The 24,150-nt window shown below is 54.0% G+C and carries 23 protein-coding genes; 16 read left to right on the plus strand and 7 right to left on the minus strand.

Going from position 1 to position 24,150, the window contains the following annotated elements; translation table 11 throughout:
- Positions 1–73: 73 nt before the first annotated feature.
- Positions 74–1,015, minus strand: a complete 942-nt coding sequence (locus ACR0CG_RS20220) for a pirin family protein (RefSeq protein ID WP_480527132.1) — start codon at positions 1,013–1,015, stop codon at positions 74–76.
- A gap of 793 nt (positions 1,016–1,808) precedes the next feature.
- Here ACR0CG_RS20220 and ACR0CG_RS20225 point away from each other — a divergent pair.
- The 4 genes from ACR0CG_RS20225 to ACR0CG_RS20240 are packed head-to-tail and all read left to right on the plus strand — an operon-like array spanning position 1,809 to position 5,733.
- The gene (locus tag ACR0CG_RS20225) at positions 1,809–3,227 is read left to right on the plus strand and encodes a circularly permuted type 2 ATP-grasp protein (RefSeq protein ID WP_480527100.1); all 1,419 of its coding nucleotides are present in this window, start codon (positions 1,809–1,811) and stop codon (positions 3,225–3,227) included.
- 2 nt (positions 3,228–3,229) lie between these two features.
- Positions 3,230–4,171, plus strand: coding sequence for an alpha-E domain-containing protein (locus ACR0CG_RS20230; protein ID WP_170681402.1), 942 nt, complete (start codon positions 3,230–3,232; stop codon positions 4,169–4,171).
- A 3-nt stretch (positions 4,172–4,174) separates the two neighbouring features.
- Entirely contained in the window at positions 4,175–4,972 is a 798-nt protein-coding gene (locus ACR0CG_RS20235) for a transglutaminase family protein (protein WP_480527102.1), read from the plus strand.
- A gap of 11 nt (positions 4,973–4,983) precedes the next feature.
- Complete coding sequence (locus ACR0CG_RS20240) at positions 4,984–5,733, plus strand: proteasome-type protease (protein ID WP_170681398.1); 750 nt, start codon at positions 4,984–4,986, stop codon at positions 5,731–5,733.
- A gap of 191 nt (positions 5,734–5,924) precedes the next feature.
- On the opposite strand, the gene ACR0CG_RS20245 is transcribed toward ACR0CG_RS20240, so the two are convergent.
- Together ACR0CG_RS20245 and ACR0CG_RS20250 are read right to left on the minus strand one after the other, a co-directional pair.
- On the minus strand, positions 5,925–7,292 hold the full coding sequence (locus ACR0CG_RS20245) for a sensor histidine kinase (protein WP_480527103.1): 1,368 nt from the start codon (positions 7,290–7,292) through the stop codon (positions 5,925–5,927).
- Positions 7,289–7,957: a response regulator transcription factor gene (locus ACR0CG_RS20250; RefSeq protein ID WP_480527105.1), complete on the minus strand. Its 669-nt coding sequence runs from the start codon at positions 7,955–7,957 to the stop codon at positions 7,289–7,291. Before ACR0CG_RS20250 ends, ACR0CG_RS20245 begins: the two co-directional genes overlap by 4 nt.
- 139 nt (positions 7,958–8,096) lie before the next feature.
- On the opposite strand from ACR0CG_RS20250, the gene ACR0CG_RS20255 reads away from it, so the two are divergent.
- The 5 genes from ACR0CG_RS20255 (at position 8,097) to ACR0CG_RS20275 (ending at position 13,738) form a co-directional block, all read left to right on the plus strand.
- Complete coding sequence (locus ACR0CG_RS20255; protein ID WP_480527107.1) at positions 8,097–9,185, plus strand: tricarboxylate transporter; 1,089 nt, start codon at positions 8,097–8,099, stop codon at positions 9,183–9,185.
- An 80-nt stretch (positions 9,186–9,265) separates the two neighbouring features.
- The gene (locus tag ACR0CG_RS20260) at positions 9,266–11,296 is read left to right on the plus strand and encodes a tripartite tricarboxylate transporter permease (protein WP_480527109.1); all 2,031 of its coding nucleotides are present in this window, start codon (positions 9,266–9,268) and stop codon (positions 11,294–11,296) included.
- A gap of 88 nt (positions 11,297–11,384) precedes the next feature.
- Entirely contained in the window at positions 11,385–12,473 is a 1,089-nt protein-coding gene (locus ACR0CG_RS20265; protein WP_480527110.1) for a 4-oxalomesaconate tautomerase, read from the plus strand.
- Positions 12,474–12,524: 51 nt separating this feature from the next.
- The gene (locus ACR0CG_RS20270) at positions 12,525–12,743 is read left to right on the plus strand and encodes a hypothetical protein (protein WP_480527112.1); all 219 of its coding nucleotides are present in this window, start codon (positions 12,525–12,527) and stop codon (positions 12,741–12,743) included.
- Positions 12,744–12,757: 14 nt separating this feature from the next.
- A complete protein-coding gene (locus tag ACR0CG_RS20275) occupies positions 12,758–13,738 on the plus strand; it encodes a D-2-hydroxyacid dehydrogenase family protein (protein WP_480527114.1) in 981 nt (326 codons plus the stop codon).
- 111 nt (positions 13,739–13,849) lie between these two features.
- Here the strand turns inward: ACR0CG_RS20275 and ACR0CG_RS20280 are convergent, their stop codons facing one another.
- Positions 13,850–14,089 carry a hypothetical protein gene (locus ACR0CG_RS20280; protein WP_480527116.1) on the minus strand — a complete coding sequence of 80 codons (240 nt, stop codon included), beginning with the start codon at positions 14,087–14,089 and terminating at the stop codon, positions 13,850–13,852.
- A gap of 77 nt (positions 14,090–14,166) precedes the next feature.
- On the opposite strand from ACR0CG_RS20280, the gene gntH reads away from it, so the two are divergent.
- Positions 14,167–15,426 (plus strand): guanitoxin biosynthesis MBL fold metallo-hydrolase GntH, encoded by a 1,260-nt coding sequence (gntH, locus tag ACR0CG_RS20285; protein WP_480527118.1) that lies wholly within the window; start codon positions 14,167–14,169, stop codon positions 15,424–15,426.
- Positions 15,427–15,611: 185 nt separating this feature from the next.
- Here the strand turns inward: gntH and ACR0CG_RS20290 are convergent, their stop codons facing one another.
- The gene (locus ACR0CG_RS20290; protein WP_480527119.1) at positions 15,612–16,556 is read right to left on the minus strand and encodes an alpha/beta hydrolase; all 945 of its coding nucleotides are present in this window, start codon (positions 16,554–16,556) and stop codon (positions 15,612–15,614) included.
- A 119-nt stretch (positions 16,557–16,675) separates the two neighbouring features.
- Here ACR0CG_RS20290 and ACR0CG_RS20295 point away from each other — a divergent pair, with 119 nt between their 5' ends.
- From ACR0CG_RS20295 to ACR0CG_RS20320, 6 genes are all read left to right on the plus strand, one after another.
- Positions 16,676–17,266: a TetR/AcrR family transcriptional regulator gene (locus ACR0CG_RS20295; RefSeq protein ID WP_480527121.1), complete on the plus strand. Its 591-nt coding sequence runs from the start codon at positions 16,676–16,678 to the stop codon at positions 17,264–17,266.
- A gap of 190 nt (positions 17,267–17,456) precedes the next feature.
- On the plus strand, positions 17,457–18,524 hold the full coding sequence (gene mgrA, locus ACR0CG_RS20300) for an L-glyceraldehyde 3-phosphate reductase (RefSeq protein WP_480527123.1): 1,068 nt from the start codon (positions 17,457–17,459) through the stop codon (positions 18,522–18,524).
- A 609-nt stretch (positions 18,525–19,133) separates the two neighbouring features.
- Positions 19,134–19,829 carry a DUF374 domain-containing protein gene (locus tag ACR0CG_RS20305; protein WP_170617391.1) on the plus strand — a complete coding sequence of 232 codons (696 nt, stop codon included), beginning with the start codon at positions 19,134–19,136 and terminating at the stop codon, positions 19,827–19,829.
- A gap of 88 nt (positions 19,830–19,917) precedes the next feature.
- Positions 19,918–21,441 carry an AMP-binding protein gene (locus ACR0CG_RS20310; RefSeq protein ID WP_480527126.1) on the plus strand — a complete coding sequence of 508 codons (1,524 nt, stop codon included), beginning with the start codon at positions 19,918–19,920 and terminating at the stop codon, positions 21,439–21,441.
- Positions 21,441–21,728, plus strand: a complete 288-nt coding sequence (locus ACR0CG_RS20315) for an acyl carrier protein (protein WP_170682848.1) — start codon at positions 21,441–21,443, stop codon at positions 21,726–21,728. Before ACR0CG_RS20310 ends, ACR0CG_RS20315 begins: the two co-directional genes overlap by 1 nt.
- Entirely contained in the window at positions 21,721–22,578 is an 858-nt protein-coding gene (locus ACR0CG_RS20320) for a class I SAM-dependent methyltransferase (RefSeq protein ID WP_480527128.1), read from the plus strand. The genes ACR0CG_RS20315 and ACR0CG_RS20320 overlap by 8 nt, the downstream gene beginning before the upstream one ends.
- A gap of 129 nt (positions 22,579–22,707) precedes the next feature.
- Here the strand turns inward: ACR0CG_RS20320 and ACR0CG_RS20325 are convergent, their stop codons facing one another.
- Together ACR0CG_RS20325 and ACR0CG_RS20330 are read right to left on the minus strand one after the other, a co-directional pair.
- A complete protein-coding gene (locus tag ACR0CG_RS20325) occupies positions 22,708–23,235 on the minus strand; it encodes a hypothetical protein (RefSeq protein ID WP_480527129.1) in 528 nt (175 codons plus the stop codon).
- A 725-nt stretch (positions 23,236–23,960) separates the two neighbouring features.
- Positions 23,961–24,150 (minus strand): hypothetical protein (locus ACR0CG_RS20330; protein ID WP_480527131.1); only part of this gene is annotated, 190 nt, incomplete at its 5' end.

Genomic DNA, 24,150 nt, shown 5'->3' on the forward strand with positions numbered 1-24,150 from the left:
GACCTCAACGCCCTTCAAATTCCCTTTGAGCTTCCGATAGAAAAGATCAGAGTTCTTTTGCTTGATGGATTAACTACCTTTTTGGCAACGTGATGAACTCTTGGTCATCACCAGGCGGCAAGTGGAACCGTTGGTTGCTATCCCACGCCTCGGCCCTCCAAGCCTCCTTTGCTTCTTCGATGCGCTCCTTGGAGGAAGCCACGAAGTTCCACCAGATATGACGGGGCCCCTCAAGAGTCTCACCGCCCAGCAACATCACTCGTGCGCCTCTTTCACCAGCTTTCATCGAAATGCGATCACCAGGGCGGAAAACCATCATCTGACTTGCCTCGAAGGTATCCCCGGCGACCGTAACCGAACCCTCGACGACGTACACGCCGCGATCCTCGTGATCATCCGGTAGTGGAATGCTGGCACCCGGTTGCAATATCGCATCGGCGTAAAACATCTCTGAGGCCGTCTCAACGGGCGCTCGTTCTCCGTATGCATTTCCAAGTATCAGGCGTACTTCTTTGCCTTCGCCTTCCATGAACGGCAGAGCATCTGCGGGTGCATGTTGGAACATTGGATCACGGTCTTCATGATCCTTTGGGAGGGCAACCCAAGTCTGAATACCGAAGAACGGCATTGGGTCTACTTGGGTTTCGTCGTCGGTTCTTTCCGAGTGCGTGATGCCATGTCCTGCGACCATCCAGTTGACTGCGCCCGGTTCGATCCAAGAGTCCGTCCCAAGGCTATCCCGGTGGTGCATACGACCACGATATAGGTAGCTTATTGTAGCTAAGCCGATATGAGGGTGAGGGCGTACGTCCATGCCTTTTGTCGGCAAGAACTCCGCGGGTCCCATTTGATCGAAAAAGATAAAGCTTCCAACCATTTGGCGCTTTGGAGCGGGCAGGGCGCGGCGTACCTCGAAACCTCCCAGATCGCGGGCACGTGGGATGATGATGGTATCTATGGCATCCACGGCGTCACCTGCGGGGCAATGGGGATCTAGCGCAGGGTTCCAAGACATGGCGGTGTTTTCTCCTTTGGCTCTGCCGATAATATGGCGCATGGGAGTTTGAAGTGAACCCCAAGGGGTGCTCAGGGTTCGTGCGGGGTTGCACACCTATTCACTTAAACCAAATGATTTGCATTTAGGGGCAAAAATCTGAGCGGGATATGAATACGTGGTCCTTCCCACTATCCCCCGTGACCCTCTTGGATCACTCGGGAAAAACCTGCAAGGTACCCACGGGATACTCGGGAAGGCCGTGCGTCGCCCTGGCAACCGCTGATCTGAGGGCATTTGATTGGCCCTAAATAATCTTCCGAATAAAACTCTTAGTGTATCGTCGACCTGTTCAGGCGACAGTAGAGTCTCGGAGTAAAGCTTGAAGACCCATCGGACTGTACTTCAAAGGTGGTCACCTCTATCTTTCCCGCGAGAGGTCCAAATGACTGTTCGCATCCGCAAACCAGTCTTTTGACTAAAGCTGTCGGATGACTGCGTCGATCCCCTTCTCCCGGACGCTGCGCGGTGCACGAATGTCTGCTCTAGAGGTGGTGCATAGTTAGCCGTATTGCACCCAGTTGGATCAAAAATCCCACTGGAAGCCAGCTTCTTGTTCCGTCACGCCCCAAATCTTCTGACAACGGACACATTGAATGTGACTTCAACAAAAAAAACAAAAAAACGGCATGTTGTTAAGATCATCACATTATCCAGATCCAGTTAGCCTGAAAATTAGACGCTCCTTCCAAAGGCAGCTTCCAACCAAGCCTGAATGACTTGAAAAATCTGATCTATGCGTAAAACTTAAAGCATGAGTGAGTGTTTTGATGAAATGTTCAACGGCGATGGATCACTCAGAGGTCCATACCAAGAGATCGGCCGCTGGTTCAATGCTGAAGACGTATCGCGACTGAGGGCGAAACAGCGCGAAGCCGAAGAAGTCTTTAGGCTAACGGGCATCACTTTTAACGTTTACGGAAAAGCCGAGGCTGAGGAACGCCTAATCCCATTTGATATCGTACCGCGTGTCATTTCAGCACGAGAATGGCAGCGGCTGGAACGCGGTATTGAACAACGGGTTCGGGCAATCAACGCCTTTCTCCACGATATCTATCACCGCCAAGAAATCGTGCGTGCCGGACGCGTACCCGCTAAGATGATTGCCGGGAACGAAGCGTTCCTGCCGCAGATGCTTGGCGTCTCGCCCCCTGGTCAGGTCTATACACACATTGTTGGGGTCGATCTGGTGCGAACCGGACCGGACGAGTTTTTCGTTCTGGAGGACAACGCCCGTACGCCATCCGGGGTTAGCTATATGCTGGAGAACCGGGAAACGATGCTAAAGATGTTCCCCGAGCTCTTCAGCGCGACTAATGTTCGGAATGTTTCGGACTACCCTCGCAATCTGAGACGATCTCTTGCTGCCTGCGCGCCGGCTTGCGCCGACGGAGAACCAAGCGTCGCGGTATTAACCCCGGGGATCTATAACTCGGCCTATTACGAACATGCGTTCCTCGCAGATCAGATGGCTGTGGAGTTGGTCGAAGGCCACGACCTACGCGTTGTCGATGGGCGCGTCTGCATGCGCACCACCAGGGGCTATAAGCCCATCGACGTACTTTACCGCCGGGTAGATGACGACTTTCTGGACCCCCTGAATTTTAACCCCGATAGCGCCTTGGGCGTTCCGGGCATCCTGGACGTTTACCGCGCAGGAGGCATCACGATCGCCAACGCGCCAGGGACCGGTATTGCCGACGATAAGGCGATCTATTCCTACATGCCTGAAATCGTTGAATTCTACACGGGTGAGAAGCCCTTGCTGCAAAACGTCCCGACCTGGCGCTGCAGTGATCCCGCCTCTCTCTCCTACGTGCTGGACAACTTGTCCGAGCTTGTTGTGAAAGAAGTACACGGGTCTGGCGGCTACGGAATGTTGATCGGACCGACCGCCAGCAAGAAAGAGATTTCGGTGTTCCGCGACAAGCTCAAATCGCGGCCCGGGAACTACATTGCTCAGCCGACTCTTTCGCTTTCGACGGTTCCGATCTTCGCTCGCTCGGGACTTGCGCCCAGACATGTTGACCTAAGGCCGTTCGTCTTGGTATCGCCCGAAGGGATCAAGATCACACCCGGCGGTTTGACCCGTGTGGCGCTTAAGAAGGGATCTCTCGTCGTGAACTCAAGCCAAGGTGGCGGGACCAAAGACACCTGGGTTCTGGAGGACTGACCATGCTGGGAAAAACTGCTGGCGGGTTGTTCTGGATGTCCCGGTATCTTGAGCGAGCGGAAAATACGGCGAGGCTGCTTGAAACAGGTCAGAGAATGGCGTTGACCCGTACAAAGAATTCTGCCGAGGAATGGGGTTCGGTTCTGAAAACGGCCGGGGTTCTGGATGGGTACCACGCCAAGTACGACGAGATTTCAAAAGACAATGCGGTCGATTGGGTGCTTCGCGACGCTGATAACCCATCCTCGATCAAGTCGGTCATCAAGCAAGCCCGAGACAACGCGCGCCTTGTTCGGACCGCGCTGACCCACGATGTCTGGAGTGCGGTGAACTCCACCTGGATGCAGATCGATGAGGCGATGAAGCGGCGCGTGAATGAGAGGGATTTGCCAGCGACCTTGGAACTCATTCGCCAACAGGCGGCTCTGGTCCGTGGTGCCACATTGGGGACTATGCTGCGCAACGACATTTTCGATTTCACCCGCATCGGGACGTTTGTCGAAAGGGCCGACAATACCGGGCGCATTTTGGACGTGAAGTACTACGTTCTTCTGCCCACAGCCTTCTCGGTCGGCTCGTCGCTAGACAACATCCAATGGGAAAGCATCCTGCGTTCTGTTGGCGCTGGTGGTGGGTATCGAATGACCCATGGTGAGAAAACCCGGCCGTCTGATATTGCCCAATTTTTGATCCTGGATCAGCGAATGCCGCGCAGCCTTCACTTTTGCTGCAGAAAAATTCAAGAGAACCTGTCTTACCTAAAGAAAGACTACGGCTTTGCCGGGCCTTCGTGCGAGGCATCAAATGCTCTCTACGAGAAATACCTGGATCAGAAAATTTCCGATATCTTTGAATTCGGTCTGCATGAGTACATTCAGGATTTTCTGACCGATCTCGGCAACTTAAGCCGTCAGATCGAGATTGATTATAGGTTCTACGAGTAGCCAATGAAACTGCACATTCGACACGAGACACGATACGATTTCGACGCGCCGGTTCCTTTCGGACTGCAACAGCTTCGAAAAACACCAAAGTCATTTCGAAATCAGAGCATTGTAAGTTGGAGTACCCAGATCACCGGCGGGCGCAAAGAGCTTACATTTGAAGACTATCACCGCAACACGGTGGAATTGATCAGTTTCGAAGCAAACACTCAAAGCATCTCGTTGATCTCCGAAGGCGTTGTTGAAGTGAAAGACACGCACGGTGTTCTGGGGCGTCACGAAGGGTCGACGCCCTTGTGGCTGTTCAAAAGAGGCACTCCGCAGACATCGCCAGGGAAAGGAGTTGCAGAGCTGATAATCGCGTTGCCCAACAGCGATCCGCTGAAGCAGATGCATGCTCTGTCCGAAAAAATTCGAGCTCAGGTCTCGTACGAAATTGGAAGTTCGCACCCGGGCTGGAGCGCAGAAGATGCCCTCAAGGCCGAGCGCGGTGTGTGTCAGGACCACGCGCACATCTTCATTACCTGCGCGCGACAGCTCGGAGTGCCAGCACGCTACGTTTCGGGCTATTTGATGATGAACGAAACAGAGCTGCAGGACGCGACCCATGCCTGGGCCGAAGTGCATTTGGACAGGCTTGGCTGGGTGGGGTTTGACGTTTCAAATGGGATTTCACCCGACGATCGATACGTACGCGTCGCAACCGGGCTGGACTATGCCCAAGCCGCACCGGTAATAGGGAATAGAATTGGGACAGCGGGCGAGCAATTGACAGTGCAGTTGCAAGTCGCACAGCAGTAACGGAGAATTTGATGACCTATGCTGTGGGCATGCGGCTGAATCGCGGGCTGGTGTTCATGTCCGATACGCGCACGAATGCAGGCGTGGACAATGTTTCAACCTTCAACAAGATGTTCAATTGGACAGTCGAAGGGGACCGGTCGATCACTATCCTAACGGCCGGAAACTTGGCCACTACGCAGGCCACGATAAGCCTTCTGGAAGAACGAACAAAAGCGCCGGCAGATCGTTCACCATCGATCTTAGAAGCACCGACAATGTTTCAAGTTGCGCAACTGGTCGCGTCTACGCTGAACGACGTCATCGAAGAGCATGCCCGGTCTGGTCAGCAAGCTGACAGCGCTTTTCACGCGACACTCATTGTTGGAGGCCAGATCAAGGGCGGCCCGTCTCGCCTGTTTTTGATCTACCCTGAAGGCAATTTTATCGAGGCCGGCGACGACACTCCGTTCTTTCAGATCGGTGAGACAAAGTATGGTCGCCCTATTCTGGTGCGAGCCTATGATCCGGAAATGAGTTTTCCGGAAACCGTAAAACTCTTGCTTGTCAGTTTTGACTCCACGATTAAGGCCAATCTGTCTGTCGGGGCTCCGCTTGACCTGCTTCTCTACGATGAAGACAGCCTTGATGGCGGTATGCGGTCAAGATTCGAATCCGATGACCGGTACTTTCGCATTATTTCCGATGGATGGGGTGACGCGTTGAAATCGGCCTTGGCCAAACTTCCAGAATACAGATCCGGGCGAAAATCAAACGAGTGAGCGACCGCTTGGTCCGCATAGCGGTCGCTCGCGATAATCACGCGAAGGTCAGCACCAAGCCCAAAGACGACATAGATATAGATGATAAGCGCTGCGTTCGTCGCTCAGGGCGAAAAACTGACTTTCGCGGCAATCGAAAAACTCGCGTTAACACTGACTGGTTTCGGGTTCCGAGGGGAATTAGAAACAGATTACAGGACTATGGGGAGCTCAAGCGTAATGCTCGCTCCTCTTTCGACTTGGTTGATTTCGACAATTCCTCCGTGGCGCTGCGCCACTGCAGAGACGATTGATAACCCCAATCCGCTGCCCTCGGAATACTCCAACTGAGAAAACCGATTGAATGCCACTTCGCTTTGGTCTGGCGAAAGGCCAGATCCGTCATCCGCCACAGTTAGGTTGACGAATTTGCTGTCACACCGCAGCACAACTGAGATTTGGCTTAACTTTGGGCGACCGTGTTTGACTGCGTTGTCCAAAAGGTTCTTTAGAGCCTCAATCAGAAAGACCCGATCGCCGAATACAGTGACCGCCCTCTCAGGCATCGTGACATCAAACTCGATACCCTTTGCGAGGATGTGGACTCCCATCTCGGCGCAGGCCTCTTCCACGACCGAGCGGAAGTCAATTTTATCCATTTGGTCTTGATGCGTTGGCTGTCTGAGCCTCTCGAGTGACAAAAGCTGTTCGGCAACCGTTGCGGAGTTTTTTGCCGCCGCAACGAGCTCTGAGATGCGTTTTTCTCGGTCGTCATCCGTTTTTGCGTCCTGCAGCGCTTCGGCCATCGATTGCACGGCGGCCGCTGGATTCCGCAGCTGATGTGCAGCTTCGGATATGAACACTTGATGGGCTTTGATACTGTTTTCCACCTGCCCAAAAAGCCGGTTCAGGGTTCTGACAACTCCTTGAACTTCGACTGGGACAGGGCGCTTAATCTCACTGAGGTCATCCGGTGAACGCAGGTCAATTGCGTCCTGCAAATCCAGCAAGGGCCTAAGGCCACGAGCGACGCCGAACCACACCACAATGGCGAGGGTGGCCAGCAGAATTCCCATTAGAATTCCTGCGCGGATTGACAATTCATTCGCGAAAGCGTTGCGATCCGCCATACGTTGCCAGACTGTAACCGTCGCATCTCCGATTAGATTTTCAATGGTCACGCGTTCTGTCATCTTAAGAACGCGCACTGGTTCTTGGCGGTAGAGCGCTTCGAAAAACTGGGGCTTGTACACCTCTTGATCAGACGGGTTGGTGGCGGCAGGGGGGTAGGCATAGCCTGTCACATAGATGCCGCCGGGGCCCGTTACGTGGTAAAAAATCTCTCCGCCTGATGCGTCACGGATCATGCTGCGTGTCGTTGGTGACAGCGCATCACCTCCCGAAATCGCAACATCTCGCGATATTGCGAGACCTGCAGATAGCAGGCTGTCGTCGAACAATTCCTGAGCCGTATTTTGCGCAATCATAAAGCGCCAAAGACCAAGCAGAGCGGCAATTAACACCAAGGGGGTTAGGATAAGAATGAAAAGTCTTAACCTGAGCGAGCCGTGTTTGATCACTTCTGCACCTCAAGCAGATACCCCAGACCTCGGGCTGTCTTAATCCTAATACCGAGATCTTGAAGACGTTTTCTCAGCCGCGATACATGAGGCTCGACGGCTGAGGCCTCGACATCGGCACCCACGCCGTAGACGTAATCCGTTAGTTGGCTTTTGGGAACAATTCTGCCCCTGCGTTCCAACAGGCACTCAAGCACCGCGATTTCCCGCCGCGGAATATCCATAACCTTGCCCTGTACAGTAACCTGTCGGGCAGCGCGGTCGAATTCCAGGCCACCGATGCTCTCTTTTGCCCCGTAGTCGAGCTCTTTGCGTCGGGAAAGCGCCCGGATACGTGCTTCCAACTCGTCCATTTCGAATGGCTTAACCAGATAGTCATCGGCGCCCATATCCAACCCCGAAACCCGGTCGCTTGTTTCGGCACGTGCCGTAAGCAAGATCACCGGTACGCCGTCACCACGATTGCGAAGAGACTTCAGGATCTCCAGTCCCGACTGTCCGGGCAAATTGATGTCCAGAACAACTAAGTCTGCGCCCTCTTGCGCAAGATACAAGTCAGCCTCATCGCCATCCAAAAGCACTTCTGCTGCATGACCCCGGTCACGTAGGCGATAGGCAATAGCTTTGGCGAGGGTCTCGTTGTCTTCGACGATGACGATCCGCATCGGGTCTCCTGCAAGTTTCGCGCAAGGTTGGCACTCCATGATTGCCAGATGGGAGGGGGAATCAACCCCACAGTTCTATTTGCGATCACGGTAGCGCGGAGGGCGTTGACGTGGTTGTCTGGTCAACAGGGAGGAACCAATGACCATTTCCAACTTCACCCGTCGCGCCGTCGTGGGGCTGATCGCCGCCGCCGGTATCGCCGCACCTGCCGCAGCCGAGGTTGATTTCTCGGGTAAGACTGTGGAATGGGTCATCCCGTTCTCGGAAACCGGCGGGTCTGCCAAATGGGCCAACTTCTTTGCGCCGCTTCTGTCCGAAGCTCTACCGGGTCAACCGACAGTGGTCGTGAAATTTATGCCGGGCGCTGGTTCGACCAAAGGCGCAAACTGGTTCCAGGAGCAGAGCCATGATGATGGCACGCTCTTGTTTGGCACCTCCGGTTCAACTCAGTTCCCGTATCTGCTGAGGGATCCGCGCGTGCGCTACGAATACAACGACTGGATTCCTGTTATGGCATCCGGAACCGGTGGTGTCGCCTATCTGAACGCAGAGGATGGCACGAAGTTTGATGGCTCTGCCAATGCGCTGAAAGACACCAACTTCATCTACGGTTCGCAGGGTGCAACACGTCTTGACCTTGTGCCTCTGCTGGCCTGGCAAATGCTTGGCATGAATGTCGAGCCTGTCTTCGGCATCAAGGGACGCGGAGACGGTCGTCTGATGTTCGAGCGCGGCGAAGCTAATATCGACTATCAGACCTCGTCCGGCTATCTGGGCGGATCGGCCCCGCTGGTTGAATCCGGTCAGGCTGTGCCGATGATGACCTGGGGTGCTCTGGATGCAGACGGCAACATCGTCCGTGACCCAACATTCCCGGACATCCCGACATTCAAAGAAGTATGCGAAGCCACCGATGGTTGTGAAACCAGCGGTGAGGCATGGGATGCATGGAAGGCGTTCTTTGTAGCCGGTTTCCCGGTTCAAAAGCTGGCCTTCCTGCCGGGTGATACACCTCAAGAAGTGGTCGACGCATACACCGCAGCGTTCCAGGCTGTAACCGAGCGTGGCGACTTTGCCGACATCTCGTCGAAGCGCGTGGGCAAATACCCGGTGTTCGTAGGTGACGGCTCCAAGTCGGCGCTTCAAACCGCGACAAACGTCGACGACAACGCCAAAGCCTACGTTCTGAACTGGCTTAAAGAAGCCTACGGTGTTGAGTTGAACTAAGCCGAACAATCACAGCGCGTGCCCACAGCAATGGGCGCGCGCATTTGATCCCTAAAAGAATTGAATGAAAGGCGGCCGCTATGGAGGTTTTCGCCACAGCTCTTCCTGCTCTCAGTGACGCGTGGGGTCTGATCCTGCAACCCATCGTTTTGGGGTATCTTGTTCTCGGTGTCGTTATGGGACTGGCAGTAGGTGTTTTCCCCGGACTTGGCGGTATTGCTGGTCTGTCCTTGTTGCTGCCTTTCATGTTCGGCATGGACCCGATCCTTGGATTGGCGTTGATGATCGGGATGGTTGCCGTTGTTCCGACCTCTGACACCTTCGCATCAGTTCTCATGGGCATCCCCGGGAGTTCCGCCTCGCAAGCGACCGTGCTGGACGGCTTTCCGATGGCGAAAAAGGGCGAAGCCGCGCGGGCGCTGTCTGCAGCCTTTGCGTCATCGCTGTTTGGCGGTCTGGTCGGTGCAACCTTCCTGACCATGTTCATCCTGGCCGCGCGGCCCATTGTTCTGGCATTCGGTCTGCCCGAGATGCTGATGATCACCATTCTTGGCTTGTCTATGGTTGCCATCCTAGCCGGACGTATCCCGCTAAAGGGCGTTGCCGCCGCTGGGCTGGGCCTGATGGTTGGTACGATTGGCGAAGCGGACGCTGGCGGATCGCTGCGTATGGCGACCTATGACATTCCCTATCTGACGGATGGTCTGAAGTTAGTCATCGTTGGCTTGGGTATCTTTGCGGTACCCGAAATCGTCTCGCTGTTGCGACAAGACCGATCCATTGCTAAGGGCGCCTCACTGGGCGCGGGTTGGCTTGACGGTGTCAAAGACTGGGCTGCGAACATCTGGTTGTCGGTCCGCTGTTCTATCATTGGCGTGGTTGTTGGTGTCATCCCCGGCCTCGGAGGCTCGGTGGTAGACTGGATTGCCTATGGTCATTCGGTTCAATCCACCAAGGACAAAAGCAACTTCGGCAAGGGCGAAGTGCGTGGTGTAATCGGGCCGGAAAGCTCGAACAACGCCAAGGAAGGCGGCGGTCTGGTGCCAACGCTGCTGTTTGGTATCCCCGGCTCGGGTTCGATGGCGATCTTTATCGGCGCTGTTGCACTGTTGGGATCCGGCGATATCGAGGTTGGTCCTAGCATGCTCAAGGATAATCTCGACATCACCTATTCGATTGTCTGGCTGCTGGCTCTCGCCAACGTGGTGGGCACCATCCTATGTATCGCCGCCTCGGGCGGGATCGCCAAACTGACGACAATCCGCTTCACTTATCTGGCGCCGTTTCTGTTCATGCTGATCAGCTTCGCGGCATTCCAGTCCGGCCAAAACTTCGAAGACCTGCTGGCCCTGTTCGTCATCGGTCTGATCGGCATTTTCCTGCGCCGTTTCGACTGGTCGCGCCCGGCCTTTCTTATTGGGTTCGTGCTGTCGAACCCGGTTGAAAAATTCACCAACCAGGCGTTCCAGATTGCCTCTTTCCGCTTCCGCAAGAGCTTTGGCGAAGGCATGGAGTATGTTTTCAGCCCGATCGTTATCATACTGATCGTGGTCACCGTGGTTTCGGTCATTCTAGGCATTCGTCAAGCCAAGATGATCATGGCCGAAGGTGAGGTCAAATCCGGCAGCAAGCGCGCGCCGCTGATCTTTCTGCTGGTGATCATGGCCTATCTGATCGTGGCTTTGGTCAATGCCAACATGATCCCTGACTACAACATGACCGACAAGATCATCCCGCTGGTGATCGGCAGCGTGTCGCTGTTCTGCTGCGTCATTCTGTTGATCCAGATGATGCGGCGACCCGAGGGGGATGCAATCTTTGCCGACAAGGAAATTGCCGGCGAGGATGCAAGCGCGCCACATGGACTTTGGTCAACGCTCGCGTGGTTCGCAAGTCTGATCGCGGCCACCTGGGTTGTGGGGTTCATCCTCGCCCTGATCGGGTTCCTGATCGCATTCTTCCGCATTCGCGCCGGGACCAGCTGGCAGATGACGTTGCTCCTGACGGCCTGCGGCATCGGTTTCATTTGCTTTATGGCTGGTGCCCTGAACCGGGATTTCCCGCCGGGTCTGCTGCAAGACATGGTGAACCTGCCATGGCCGCTAAAGTAGGCGCTCAACGTTTGCCCGGCCGGTCAATTAGGCGGGCCGGGCGGCACTGAAATCAGAAATTTCAAAGGTTTGTAAAGGAGGGTTCGCAATGACCCAGACAGCAATCCCATATGTCTTCATGCGCGGCGGCACTTCCCGAGGACCTTATTTTCGGCGTTCTGATCTTCCTGAAGATAGGGACAAGCTGGCTGATGTGCTGGTTGCTGCCCTCGGGGCTGGACAAGCGCTCAACATCGACGGGATCGGTGGTGGTAACGCAGTGACGACCAAAGTGGCGATGCTTTCAGTCAGCGAGGACGACTGGGCAGATATCGACTATTTCTTCGCACAGGTTTCTGTTGATGAGAAGCTGGTCGATTTTAAGCCCACCTGCGGAAACATCCTCTCGGGAGTTGGTCCAGCTGCGATCGAAATGGGATTGCTTCAGCCCAACGGCGATGAGACCGAAATCCGCATTCGCGCTGTAAATACGGGTGCCCGTGTCGTTGCAAAAGTACAGACCCCAGGCGGAGAGTTGGTCTACGAGGGCGATGCGGAAATCGCGGGGGTTCCCGGTCATTCTGCACCCGTGCAACTGAGCTTTATGGGCGTTGTGGGCTCGGCGACAGGTTCATTTCTACCAACAGGAAATTTGCGCGATACAGTGCAGGGGATCGAGCTGACTTGCATGGATGTCGCTATGCCGATGGCCATAGCCCGGGCAGCGGATTTCGGACTGACAGGGTACGAAAGCGCCGAAGAGCTGAATGCTAACCGGGCTTTCTTTGACCGGATGGAGGCAGTACGGATCGAAGCTGGGGAACTGATGGGTATGGGGGACGTATCGAAATCTGTAACTCCCAAATTCGGCCTGATGGCACCCGCCAGAGAGGGTGGAACCCTTGCGGTTCGGTATTTCATGCCATGGAAAACCCACCCAACAATGGCCGTTACGGGTGCGCAATGCATGGCATCCTGCGCTTTGACGCAGGGAACCGTTGCCGACGGGCTGCTTGATCGCCCAGTTTCAAGTCCGGCTGAAGTTGTGTTGGAGCACGCCTCAGGCAAGATTGACGTTCTGGTGAACTTCTCGAACGACGGGGAGTTCAACGTAAATTCTGTTGGTCTGGTGAGGACTGCGCGCAAATTGGCGGATGGTCATGTTTATGTACCGGAATCTGAGTGGAACGGCAGTTGAAATGGCATCTCTCATTTAGTATACAATAGTATACATTTTGAGGATATCCCGATGGACGACTATTCTGAATGCCTTGATATCGCGCGTCAGGAGCTCAGGCTGGCGCAGTCGGCTCTGCGGAGGGACATCGCGGAATACCCAATACCGATTGCCGGGTGTGATGAGCAATTCAACCATTTGCTGGATCAACGCGAACGGGTTCGCAATGCGCTCGAAGCACTCGACACGCGTCATTCTGTGCCGACGCCAAGAAAACTGAGCACCGAGTAGGGTATAGGAAGTCGATGAAAGTTCACATTCTGGATGATTGGTTTGACACACTGCAGGGCCTGCCCTGTTTTGAAAAGCTATCTGGCCATAACGTGAAGGTCTGGACAGATCATGTCGAGGATACCAGCAAATTGGCTGAACGCTTGCAGGAGGCTGAGGCGTTGGTGTTGTTTCGCGAACGAACCAAGATCACCCGCGATTTGGTTGAAAAACTCCCGAACCTGAAATTGGTCAGTCAGCGCAGCGTATACCCGCATGTCGACGTGCAGGCATGCTCGGATAACGGAGTGCTGCTGTGTTCGAACATGCATGGCGGCACGCCTTCATATGCCGCAGCCGAACTGACATGGGCGCTGATCATGGCGGGGATGCGCGATTTGCCTGCGCAGATGGCCTCGGTCAAAACCGGGCATTGGCAGGCCGGAGTTGGTAAGACCCTGAAGGGGAGGAAACTGGGGCTGTATGGATATGGCCGTATCGCCCGCGCTGTTGCTGGCTACGCCGAGGCGTTCGGGATGAATGTGGTCTGGTGGTCCTCGGACGAAGGTCGGGCGAGAGCGCATGCAGATGGCGTTCAGGTCGCCGCAAACCGCGAAGCGTTCTTTGCTCAAAGTGATGTTGTCTCAGTCCATGTTCGCCTGAAGCCAAACACACACGGCATCATCACCGCGCCGGATTTCGCGCAGATGCAACCTGGAGCGTTGTTTGTGAACACCTCTCGGGCCGGGTTAATCGCTCCGAGTGCTTTGTTGAACGCGTTGATTTCCGGACGCCCGGGCAAGGCCGCAATTGATGTCTTTGATACCGAGCCGCTCACTGACCCTAAGGACCCTTTGCTATCGCATCCAAATCTGATCGCGACGCCGCATATCGGCTTTGTGACCGAAGATGAGTTCGACCTGCAATTCTCGGACATTTTCGATCAGGTGAACGCCTATGCTGAAGGCGCTCCCATTCACATGATCAACCCCGAGGTTTGGACCAACGCAGGATAGGATTGGCTGCTATCGGCGCACCAATGATTATGAACAGATCCTTGTCAGGTGGTGCGTTATGACGAAGCCCAGATCCTCGCCAGAAATGACGGCCAAACCTGTTATCTTTGCCTATCCGCCGGAGGCAATCGTCAAGAATGCCTCCACAGGTTGGCCGAGCCCCAACGTGGTGACATCAGGAATGGGTCGTTTGCTGTGTTTGACAACATCGGCACGAAAGGCGGCTTTGTCCGCGTTGCTGTCATTGGTTCCCGTTGCAGCGAAGCCTGCTCTGAGCCCAAAGCAGCAAATAAAATCAAAAGAAAACCATGCCGCAAATCCGGCAATTTCTTGAAACCTTGCCAGACGCATTCAAAATCTGCGATCCTATTATGAATCGGCTTCAGACTGTTGAAAATTCCAGTTGACCCTGATCGGAGGCAATTGCAATGGCTTTTTCCGCGCAAAATAAAAACTGTATTTTGGCGTTCATATCTACGGTTTTTTTGGCTTCGGCAAACACTGTGGTCGCGCAGAGCAATGATCCATCCCAATGGTCGAGGACGGAGCCGTTTCCTAACCAAACTGTTTATTATCCAGGAACCGAGGCTCTGGGTCCTGACGAAATGCGAGTTGTCGCCTGTGGCACCGGTATGCCTCAGCCGCGTCTGAAACAAGCTGCGGCATGTTTCTTGGTTGAATTGGGAAATGGCGAAAAGTTTATCTTCGATATGGGAGAGGGATCCTATGAAAGGATCATGGCGCTTGGGATTCCACTGGATCAGCTGGATAAAGTCTTCTTGGGTCACCTGCACCTAGATCATGCTGGCGATTTTCCAGCCTTTTACTTCACCGGTCCCGTAAACAACCGTCTAACGCCTGTTCGCCTTTGGGGGGCCGAAGGCATCAAGCCTGAGTGGGGAACAAAGTCTTGGGCAGATCACATGAAGAAAATGTGGGCATGGGAAGAAGCGACTCGTGGGGCGGCGGTCGACCCTAGAGGGCTGCAACTTGAGGTTAACGAATTCGATTGGAAAATCGTGAATAACGTCATTTTTGACGAAAACGGTGTTCAGGTCAGAACCCTGCCGGCCATACATGGTGAACAATCAGTTAGTTTTCTACTTGAATGGAACGGTCTGAAGTTTGCTTTTTCATCCGACACGTTACCTACGCGATGGTGGAGAGAGCATGCGGTAGGTGCGGACCTTGCAATTCATGAGTGCTTCACCCCTCCAGATTTCATGATCGAGAAATATGGGTTTGCCCCTTCCGAAGCAATTTTTGTTGGTTCTCAAGGGCACACTTCCGCGCAAGCATTCGGTAAGATTATGTCCGAAACGGAACCAAGATTGGCGGTTTGCTACCACTTCCAAAACGATCATGACATTGCGCTGGCCGTCTATTCAGCAATCCGAGAGACATATGATGGGCCATTGGACTTGGCGGCTGATTTCATGACCTGGAATGTAACCAAAGATAATATTCGTACTCGTCAAGGAGTGCCCAATGAAGAGTCTTTCCCGGCACCAGTACAAATGCCCAAGCAACCGCCTGACTCAGCTGCAGAGTTCCCGTTCTCCGAATTTGATCTCGAGAGCATGGACCGCGAAGCGGCCAAAGCTACAAACGAAATGATCAGAGCATTCAACGAACGCACAGGAAATGACGAGGTCGGAGCTTATACAAGCATTCCCTTCCAAGAGTGAATAAGGCGTCGGAGCACCCCAAAGAATTGGAAGTACCGAGGTCGGATTTGTCCGCGAAGCAGACATTCATGTAAGTTGCAGCGATCGACCGCTTCGAGTCCGTAGCGGCCATTGCCGAACCTCGAGCTAACTTCCGCTTGTCGGCAAGGAGGCAGAGACCATTGTATGACCTCTGCCTCATCACTTCATCTATTGAAGAACTTAGCAACAGCATCGGTTGATGCCTTCACAGCCTCGGGCTTGTAGTAGAAGTCCACATGGGAGAACTCGTCAAACGCAAGTTCCTCGTGGTCGTTCGTCAGCTTCTCAACAAACTGGGTGGAGCATGGCGCGGTAAAGGCCGTGCTGCTGTAGATGGTCAGGGACGGCTGCACGATCTTGTCGGCATAAGCTTCTCCGATAGAGATCAGAGACTGCATTCCCTGATCGCCGATATGCATATTCGTGTAGGTCGGAACCGCGACCGGGCCTTTGGCACCATCGCGACCGTAATAGTCGTAGGATTCACCAGCCATCGGATTAACGCCCGATCCGACAAAGTCCTCCCGGGATTGCTCATCATTGAGGCCAAAGGGAGCGACATAATCCGGTTCGCCTGTTTCATACATCTTCTGCATCGAGGCGTTCGAGGCTGCGATCTGCTGGTTGACCATATCGCGGTCGGTCCATTGGAAACCGTCAGCCGCCATCATGCCCGACACCATAGCAATTTTCTTGATCCGATGGTCGGTCACAGCTGCTGACGCGATGATTGAGCCGCCCTGGCATACGCCCAGACCGTAAATCTCGTCAACGAACGGGAGTGTGCCGAGGTAGGACACGGCGTCCCAGGTGTTTTCGATTAAGCGAAACATGTAGCGGGATTGCTTGTGCTCCCCGGGCAGCGCAGGGGATGAGCCCATGCCGAGGTAGTCGAAACCGAGGTATATGAAACCCCGCGCGGCCATTTCCGGCCCGTAGGTGGCCGGGATCTGATCTTTGACCTGAGGGAACGGGCTGGCGCCCACGATGGCCTTGTAGGTCTTGGTCTCATCAAAGCCTTGGGGCAGGTAGAGATCGCCTGCCAAATCCACGCCAAAGGATTTGAAGGTGACTTCGTTTTTGCCTGCGGTCAGATGTTGGGTCGTCATGGTCTTGGTCCTTTCGGGGTCAGGCAGCTTTGCGCCTTGCTAAAGTAAATTGTTGTGTTTACTTATGGTGGGGAGATGGTGTTTGTAAACACATCTTTTTACTTTTTGAGGTAGAAACCGTGAAACGCACTGAAAAGAAAAGAAAAGATATCATTAACGCGGCCATCGATGAGTTCAAAGAGCAGGGGTTTCTGGGGGCAAAGACCACTTCAATCGCCAAAAAAGCGAACGTATCGAGTCGCACGCTCTACAATCATTTCGAGAGCAAGGAGGCCCTTTTCGAGGCGATCTCACAGATCATGCTGGAGCAGAACCGGAGCATGGAGCCAGTGCCCTATGATCCGGATCGCGACTTCGTCGAGCAATTGAACGAAGCCTTGTGGCGCTACATTGGGGTGATCACAGATGAGACCGGCATCGGATTAAACCGGATGGTTATCTCAGAATTGATCCGTGACCTTGACCGGTCCCGGCAATTCTTCAGTGAAACCGCGACACATGACTACCCGATAACGAGGCTGATCAGCGAAGCCATGGATGCGGGTGTGCTCCGCAAAGCCGACCCAGTCTTGGCGACGAACCAGCTTCTGGCTCTGGTGAAAAACTTCTTCTTCTGGCCGGAGTTCTTCCTCGGTGAGAACCCCACGCCGAAAGACGTATTGGACGATTGTGTCGCGATGTTTCTAAAGCACTACAAAGCAGGCGTTTAATCGGCCATCACGAAGGGCAGGAAAGTCTGCGCAGCTGTCGTTCACGCCGAGCGCAGCGAAGTCAAAATGGCCTACGGCCGAGTTTCGGCCGCAACTTCTGTTCGTTGGAAGTGATTGCAGCAGGCTTTGCTGATGCCTGATTGCGATCTCGTTGAATTGACAAGGTGTGATGATCTAGGATTATGGAAAGATGAGCAAAGTGCAACGCCCTCCGAAACCCCGACCGCACCCTTATCTTCCTGATCCCGATCGCTATGAGCAAATGGTCTATCGCCGTTGCGGTCAGTCTGGCATAAAGCTACCCGCGATAAGCCTTGGGCTGTGGCACAATTTCGGTGGGGATACGCCGCAACTGACAAAGCGCGAGCTTTGCCGGACTGCCTTTGATTTGGGTATTACACACTTTGATTTGGCAAATAATTATGGCCCGCCGCCGGGATCGGCGGAAGAAGCATTCGGCGCAATTTTAAAAACTGATTTCGCAGGCTATCGGGACGAACTCATCATATCAACCAAGGCTGGCTATGACATGTGGCCAGGTCCTTATGGGGAGTGGGGATCACGGAAATATCTTGTGGCCTCATGTGACCAGTCGCTCAAGCGGATGGGGCTCGACTACGCAGATATTTTTTATTCCCACCGGTTTGATCCGGATACCCCACTGGAAGAGACTATGGGCGCTCTGGACTATATCGTGCGCTCCGGGCGCGCACTCTATGTCGGGATTTCAAGCTACAACTCGCAAAGAACGCGCGAAGCGCTTGCCATCTTGAAAGACCTTGGAACACCGTGCCTGATCCATCAGCCTTCCTACAACCTGCTTAACCGATGGGTTGAACACGACGGGCTATTGGACACGCTTGACGAAATGGGCGTCGGATCGATTGCGTTCACGCCTCTTGCACAGGGTATTTTGACATCGAAGTATTTGAACGAAATTCCTGCGAACAGTCGGGCGACCCAAGGCAAGTCGCTCTTGGACGGTATGATCAACGAACGTTCACTGGCGAGTGTCCGGGCTCTAAACGAGATAGCGGCATCGCGCGGTCAATCATTGGCGCAGATGGCGCTCGCTTGGGTCTTGAGGGGTGATCGGGTAACGACTGCACTTATTGGCGCTTCTCGACCCGAGCAGATCGTGGATTGCGCCGGTGCGGTCGAAAATATGGAATTTACCGACGCGGAACTCTTCAGGATTGATGAGGTCAGTGCGGAAGAGGACATTAATTTATGGGCGCTATCCTCGGAAACTGCGTAGGATTGCTGACGACTGTTATTTTGGTGCGAACAGGCTTTCTTGTACGATCGCTAGACACTTCCGCTTTGGGCTAGAAGCGGTCTTTCGACGAGTCAGAAGCTCGACTTGCAACCTAGTCCCGAAAGCAGGCATTACACTAATTGCGCTGATCTGGTGTTTTCAAAGGCTTTGCCGATTGCTCTGACAATCGGCTTGAGGCAGCTGTCGTTCGCAAATTTCGGGCTGACCGACTGCTCCTAAACTGAATTGCATCAATATTCAGCAGATACCGAAGGTCTAGCGCAGTGGACGATACGGAGCCGACGGCCACTCCGTTCACGAAGCAGTCGCTTACACCGAAAGCCGCGAATTACTAAATCGAGCCCAAACCGGAAGCGCCTCTGCTCTGGCAACAGCACGTGCAATAACATGAATGACCGAAGTATTCAGATCAGACGCAGAGAGATAAATTGCCAAATGGCCAAAAAACCTTCCTTGTGCTGAGTATCGACGCGCTGGCCCTGCCTGCTGAAGAGACTTGTTCATCGCAGCACAAGAATCTTCCAGCTCATTATTGCTTTCATTAACCCGGTTGCCGAAGATAGCCACAACGGTTGCCGGTGAAAAGTGATGGGAAAAAAAAGAAAAATTGCAGACATCCCGTGGCTCAACCGCAGCGTCGAAGCAATGGTAGCGGCATGGATTTGGCTGGCATTTTCGACATCAAGGTGGGAGAGGATCGGATTTGAAGACCTCGAAGACTCATTGCGGAGCGGCGAGCCAGCAATCATCGTGCTTTGGCACCAACGACTGATGATGTCGCCGTACTTGTTTGACCCTTCGCTTGGACCAATTTGTTCGCTTACATCCTCTTCAAGAGCTGGTCAGCTTGCTGGAAATGTCGTCAAACGATTTGGGTTGGGTACGATTAGCATGTCTTCGCACCAACGCCATGTCGCGCTGACGCGGGCGGTTTTGCGAGGCATTCGCGAGGGCGTATCTCTTGGAGTGGCAGCAGATGGCCCTAGAGGCCCAGCCCGGATTGCCTCGCTTGCCCCAGTAACCTGGGCACGCGCTTCTACGAAACGCGTTTTTTTGGTTAGTTACTCGGCGCGGCGGGTCCACGTCCTGCCGACTTGGGACAAGATGTGGTTTCCCGCGTTGTGGACTCGCGGCGTCTTGTTTTGCCAGGAATGGCATGAAGCTGTTTCGAGCGTTCCAGACGACATCGAAACCGAGAGGCTTCGACTTAGTTTGCAAAAAGCACTGAATGCGGTGACAGATGAGTCCGACCGCGCTGTAGGTCGTGTGCCCGAAGGGCGATAGAAGCAGTCCGGCAGGATTCACCATTTTCAGTTGATAGCTGACTCCGACTCGATCATCTTTTAGAAAATGGCATAAAGAGATTTTCCATATGAAAATATATTGGCCCGAATATTTTGTATTTGTTGGAAAATCGTCTCCAGATGGTGTGGCGGTTCCGAGGGCACGCATCGCCCGTCGCGCCGCGCTAATCGCGGAGCTTTTGAAGTCGAACGGTGTATCGCCGGGTGATCGCGTCGCCATGTGGTTGCACCGAGGCGAAGACCAGATCGCGGCAATGTTCGGATGCTGGTCCGCCGGCGCGGCTTTTTGTGTGCTGCCTTCCTTTGCGGGTCGGACTGCGACTGAACGGTCGCGGCACCGTGTGGATGATGTCTGGTCCGTTCTGCAGCCAAGACTGTTGCTCAAGGAGGCGGGCACAGGCTTGCCCGAGGCCTTGGATGCTACAGTTGACACGCTGGAGTTGCCGCAAGACGACGCCCAATCGGATTTATCCTTAGATCCAAATAGTTTTCTGGCAAATCGAAGCCCGGACGACATTGCTTTCGTCCAATTCACCTCGGGCAGCACAGGCGGGGCCAAGGGGGCCGTAGTTCGCTTTGGGCAACTTAAGGCCAACCTGGACGCAATAGCGCAGAGATCAAAGCTGTCAGAGACAGATCGGATGGTGTCCTGGGCACCTCTTTATCACGATATGGGCCTCATGGCAGTTCTGCTTCCATTGAGCCGCAAAGCGAACCTAGTACTCATGGAAACTGAACATTTTGTACGTCGCCCGGCCGCGTGGCTGGAAACGATTTCAAACTATGGTGGTACTATTACAACGGCTCCGCCCACAGCGCTGAAACTATTGACGCGCCGGACAGTCAAAAATGTGGACCTGACTGCTCTTCGATATGCATGGATCGGCGGCGAGATGGTGTTTCCGGCAGTGGTTGACGCTTTCGAGGAGGCATACTCCGCTGCAGGATTAAGCAAAGGGGTGGTGCAGCCGACCTATGGGATGGCGGAAACTGTCGTAGGCATTTCCTGTGGTGCTTCTGGTGAAACGTGGTCTGTCAGTAACGGGTACATCTCCTGCGGGCCAGTGCTGCCGGACATGGAGTGCCGGATCGTAACCGAAGACGGAACCAAGATTGGCGCCGGTGATGAGGGGCATATCCAGGTCCGTGGACCATCAGTTTTGAAAGGCTACCTCGGGCTTGAAGCATTCGCATCGGACGCGTGGTTTGATACGGGCGACTTGGGTTTCATGGATGGCGGTCGATTGTATGTTACCGGTCGAACGAAGGACGTGTTGAAGCGGGGCGCGGAAGCATTCCCTGCAACTGTGGTTGAAGCGGTCGCGGAAAATGCGCTGAACCTCGGCGTCGGACGCGCAGTGGCCTTTGCGTGCATACGTTCCGGCGCAGACCGGGAAGAGATTGTTCTCCTAGTAGAGTGTCGCAACTGGGATGATGATCAAGCCCGTAGGGTGGGCGCTGCAGTGGCTGGCGAACTGGGTTTACAGGTCGATGTAATCAGAAATGCGATAGGAGGGCGTTTACCGCGCACCTCCAGTGGAAAACTCATGCGCCAGAAGGCGGCGCAACTATTTAGGGAAGGACGGGTTTGATGGACCAGAAAAACCGGAATGACTGGACAGTTGATCGGCTGATCTCAATTCTGCGCGATCTCGCCAGCGAGAAGGTCCTGCCGAACCATCTTGTAAACGGCCACATTTCGGGTTCGGATACCGTATCTACTCTGGGGATTGATTCCATTGGCGCCGTCGAACTCATCGACCATCTTGAGGCCGAATCTCAGGTCCTGTTACCTGATGATTTCCTCGACTTTGAAGACAGAATCGAAGACATTGCTGATCGCCTGAACTCGCTGAAGCCGGGGGCAGCCAATGACTGAATCAAACTCCGGGGCGTCGCAGGAAGCTATTGAGTTTCACTACGATATGCCCGCCGATTTTTTTTCGCTTTGGCTCGGCAGATCTATGACTTACACGGCAGCGCGCTTCACGCGACCGGGCATGACACTGGACGAAGCGCAGGACGAAAAAATCAACTATCACCTCAGTGCCGCGAATGTTGCGTCGGGGCACCGCATGCTGGACATCGGTTGTGGCTGGGGCACTCTGCTGAGCGCTGGGGTCAAACGACTGGGAGCCGCCTCGGCACACGGCCTTACACTGAGCCCCCTTCAGCATCGTTACATCGGGTCTTTAGGCCTGCCCAACGTAACCGCGGCTCTGCAAAGCTACGAACATCATGAACCTGAAGAGCCCTACGAGTCCATTGTCAGCGTCGGCGCTTTTGAGCACTTCGTGAAACCCAGTATGTCACGGGAAGAAAGGCTGCGAATTTACTCGGAACTGTTCCGGCGTTGTGCCGAGTGGATGACGCGAGATGGCCGGTTTTCCCTACAGACCATGACGTGGGGTGACGCTGGTCCGGCAGAGCGTGATATGAATAGGATACATGAGATTTTCCCCGAAAGTGACCTGCCAGAAATCGCGGACGTGATCGAAGCGTCCCATCCGCATCTGGAACTGGTTTCAATGGAAAACCGCCCGGAAGACTACCAATACACTCTGGCCGAATGGGCAAAGGGGCTGATAGCCAACAGTGACGCTGCGATCAGGATCGTTGGTGAAGAGCGGTTCAAGTTTTATCTGAACAGTTGCAAGGGTGGGTCCCTGCTATATCGACGCAGACGTTTCTATCTTTGCCGTTTCGTGTTCAGGCGCAGGGGCAGATAAATTATCCGGCCGCGAGCCGGGTTTCGATGCGTTTGACAGCATTGAACGTCGGCTTTCCTCAGTCTTTGAGACCGCTTTGCCAAAACAAAGCCGCCCACAACGTGAGCGGCCTTGAGAAATTGAGACAAATCAGTTGGTGAGAGAAGCATTGCATTCACGCGCCGCTTCAATCGCTTTCTTCGTACCGGCAAGGCTCACTTCGAAGGCAAAATTGCTCTCCGGCATTACGATCATGGCTTCGCGCTCCATCACATCTGCCACGAAGTCGGGGTTGTTGGCCAACAAATAGCCACCCTTATACCCATCTGCCAGATTGGGTGGCGCAGCTGTTGTATCGCCGTAGTACAACTTGTTGTCCATGAGCAGTTCAACCTTGTCATCTTCGAACTCAATGTCCGCCTTGGTGAAGACCCCTATGTAGCCGAACTCCTTGTCTGGGGTCAGACCCATTTGCACAACGTTTGTATTCTCATCGACCCGTTCAATCAGGCAGGTATTCCGGCTCTTGTCTACAAAGATGTTCCAGCCGGATTCTTCGCCGTAGTTTACAAACTCTGCATTGTCTTTCGGCAGAATGTTCTTGTCCTTGGCGTGCCCTAACGTTGCCCCGAATGCGAGAACAGCCGAAACAAAAACAATCTTAGTTGTAGTTTTCATAGATACGCTCCCAAAAAAAATATCGCAAAATGAGGATGCGAAGATAGGCGGTAAACGCCGTTCTTGCAAACAAGCCTCAAAACCGAAGGGAAAGGGCTTCGTTTTTTCCTGAATTGCGGAACGATTTCGGTAGCCAAGCGTTTGATCATCTAACGCCGACCGGACCGGAATTCACCGACCCGATCGGCCACTAGCGACGGAAAACTCGTTACCCCCTCAATCCCCAAAAAACCCGCATTGTTCGGAGGGAAACCAATTGAACAACGCGGGAAGCAGTTTGGGGTATCCATTTTACGGTGCGGATCGCGGGTTGGATCAAAGTTCCCCGCGCCACCCTAACCTGAGATGATAGGCAACGCGGGGATTTAGTCTGCCCATGTGCCTTGCCAAACTATCTCGAATGTGCGTCGAGCCGCAGGTAGCAAAAAAGGTGCCTTGCCTACTAATTTTAGACTCTGCTGACTAACCTCGTGACCAACCAATCGCACGGCACGGCCACGTTTTCTAACGCGGGCCAGTAGGGTAGAGTATGGAAGCAAGCACCAAGAGAGTGAGAAACAAATTTAGCGCGCGCAAAAATACTTGATTTGGTGCATTTTGGATTCAAGTATTGGGGTGCGTAGCAAATCTTAATTACCTCTGTTGCTGCCGCATCCACCAGACGTGTCTGGTCGCCTCCCGGTGATGTAAGTGAGTGACGTCGCTGGGAGGCCATCTATTTCTTCTCAATGCACTGGTCCAATCATAACAATCTCCGAACTCGTATCAAATTGTGAAATAAGCCAAGGAAAGTCCGAATGAAATGGCATCGGCGTTTTTGACATGGTCTTGTCAGAAGAACTTTGCTTGAGCGGGGCAGGGCGGTTGCGTAGCTTTTGCCCATGACCAAACCTGCCTCTTTCAAGTACTTCAAAA

The organism is Ruegeria sp. AB8, from assembly GCF_056542605.1.